1 pseudogene is annotated in these 225 nt (G+C 68.4%); it reads left to right on the top strand.

The window, feature by feature from the left end:
• Positions 1-225: pseudogene (locus EQG76_RS00345) on the top strand (ABC transporter substrate-binding protein); the annotation flags it as partial.

The following is a 225-nucleotide window of genomic DNA, read 5'->3' as shown; positions in this document are numbered from 1 at the left end:
CTGGCGGGTGTTCCCGGGCGAGCTCCTGGGTGCCGTGATCGAGCGCGGCGAGGCGGATGCGATCGCGCACTGGGACCCGCTCACCTACAAGTTCCTGCAAAGCGACCAGTTCGTCGAGGTCGCCTCCAACATGGGCGGCGAGTATGCCCGGCGGGTCTGCTGCATCATCGGCGTGCGCAACTCGCTGCTCGACGAGAATGCCGAGGCGGTCCAGCGCCTGACCCG

The organism is Geminicoccus flavidas (assembly GCF_009806515.1).
In the GTDB taxonomy this organism is placed as follows: domain Bacteria; phylum Pseudomonadota; class Alphaproteobacteria; order Geminicoccales; family Geminicoccaceae; genus Geminicoccus; species Geminicoccus flavidus.
Note: the sequence above shows the minus strand (reverse complement) of the source record. Positions and strands in the feature narration are given on the sequence as shown.